The organism is Pseudomonas sp. MF6396, assembly GCF_002018915.1.
In the GTDB taxonomy this organism is placed as follows: domain Bacteria; phylum Pseudomonadota; class Gammaproteobacteria; order Pseudomonadales; family Pseudomonadaceae; genus Aquipseudomonas; species Aquipseudomonas palmensis.
Map to the genome: position 1 here is coordinate 1 of NZ_MVOK01000087.1, position 1,391 is coordinate 1,391.

Genomic DNA, 1,391 nt, shown 5'->3' on the forward strand with positions numbered 1-1,391 from the left:
CGGAGATGTAGGCCTCGCCGCCCGCCGTGGCCTTGCTGGCAACCATCAGCAGGTTGTCGCCGGCCTCGATGCTGAGCGAGCCGCCGGCAGTCAGTTCGGCCGCCTGCTGGCGCACGCTGTCGTGCTGCTTCTCGGTCTTTGTGTTGCTTTTTTTGCCTATTACAGAACTCGTCGGCGACAGCCATGAGCATCACCAGCGAAGAACGTGTATTTTTCATTGCCTAGGGCGAACGCATTGCCCGCCTGCGCAAAGAACACGGCATCACCCAAACCCAACTGGCTGAACGGCTGGGAGTGTCTCAGCAGACCATCCAAGCCTATGAATCCGGCAAGCGGCGTATCCAGGTAGCGGCGTTGCCGGAGCTGGCCCGGCTGCTTTCGACCACACTCGAAGAACTGTTTGGTCAGCAGCAGGAAACCACTGTGCGTAAGCGTGGCCCGGCTCCGAAATGGCAGCAGCAATTGGAGGCCATCGACCAACTACCCAAGAGCCAACAGAAATTCGTTGCGCAGATGCTTGATGCCCTGATCGCTCAGGCCACGACTAAAGCGAGCAGCGAAGGACGGGAGGTTTTGCAGTAAGCAGATAAAAAAACACCGGCACGAGGCCGGTGTCAGATCAACTCGAAACCTCTACACATTAGGTGCACCGACTAAAAGCCAAGCGTAAGGCCGCACCTACATCGGAAGGACTACTACCGCTGGGGATAATGACATAGTCACTCTCACTTAGTCCCTTACCACTCCAGGCTTCTAGCTTTTCGTGATGGCTAGGACGAATAGTTATCTGGTCCCCCTTACTTTCGATACTGCATTTTTTCATATCTTTAAATAATGCACGCTTATTCTTGTAGCTATAGCGCTCCAAAGTACTGCCAACCCATTGATCATATCGTTGACTGGTCAAGTCGTAGTCGTATAAATCCATATCAAACGTAGCTTCAGGATGAATCCAAACATCCTTACGCGGCTCGGGAAGCACAAATCGGCTATGGGCCAACGCATCCAATACCACAACACCTAACTCTTGATCACTGATTTCAGGGCTGGCGTGATGCTCGACACCCTGTGGATCAGCTCGACTACTCCGATAGCCAGAATAAGTTTTAACGTAAATAAATTCCTTATTGACTCCTGCATCCGCCCAGGCTGTTTTCACGACATCGTTCATCTTAATTCACCTTGGTAATTTTTACCGTAATGCCTTTGCTCTGACCATATTCAATGGCTCTATTGATTTGTTCCCATTGAGCGCTAGTCGTGGCGGCATTTTTCAAGGTAGTTGTCGCGTCAACCGTCTAACTATGCCGCCATTTTCTCGTTCTGTTGCTCTCGATCCGGGTTCAACAACACGGTGCCGATCGGTTCCCAGTTACGCGTCCGGCCTGACC

The 1,391-nt window shown here is 52.1% G+C and carries 3 protein-coding genes; 1 reads left to right on the top strand and 2 read right to left on the bottom strand.

What is annotated here, in order from left to right:
- Positions 1–234: 234 nt before the first annotated feature.
- The gene (locus MF6396_RS28050) at positions 235–582 is read left to right on the top strand and encodes a helix-turn-helix transcriptional regulator (protein ID WP_218568499.1); all 348 of its coding nucleotides are present in this window, start codon (positions 235–237) and stop codon (positions 580–582) included.
- Between the two features lie 58 nt (positions 583–640).
- Here the strand turns inward: MF6396_RS28050 and MF6396_RS28055 are convergent, their stop codons facing one another.
- Both MF6396_RS28055 and MF6396_RS29685 read right to left on the bottom strand, forming a co-directional pair.
- Positions 641–1,171 carry a contact-dependent growth inhibition system immunity protein gene (locus tag MF6396_RS28055; protein WP_078482018.1) on the bottom strand — a complete coding sequence of 177 codons (531 nt, stop codon included), beginning with the start codon at positions 1,169–1,171 and terminating at the stop codon, positions 641–643.
- Position 1,172: 1 nt separating this feature from the next.
- Positions 1,173–1,277, bottom strand: coding sequence for a hypothetical protein (locus MF6396_RS29685; protein WP_443217224.1), 105 nt, complete (start codon positions 1,275–1,277; stop codon positions 1,173–1,175).
- Positions 1,278–1,391 lie beyond the last annotated feature (114 nt).

Excerpts from the sequence above, each read along its gene's own strand:
- MF6396_RS28055 (WP_078482018.1), bottom strand. The coding sequence starts at position 1,171 with ATGAACGATGTCGTGAAAACAGCCTGGGCGGATGCAGGAGTCAATAAG.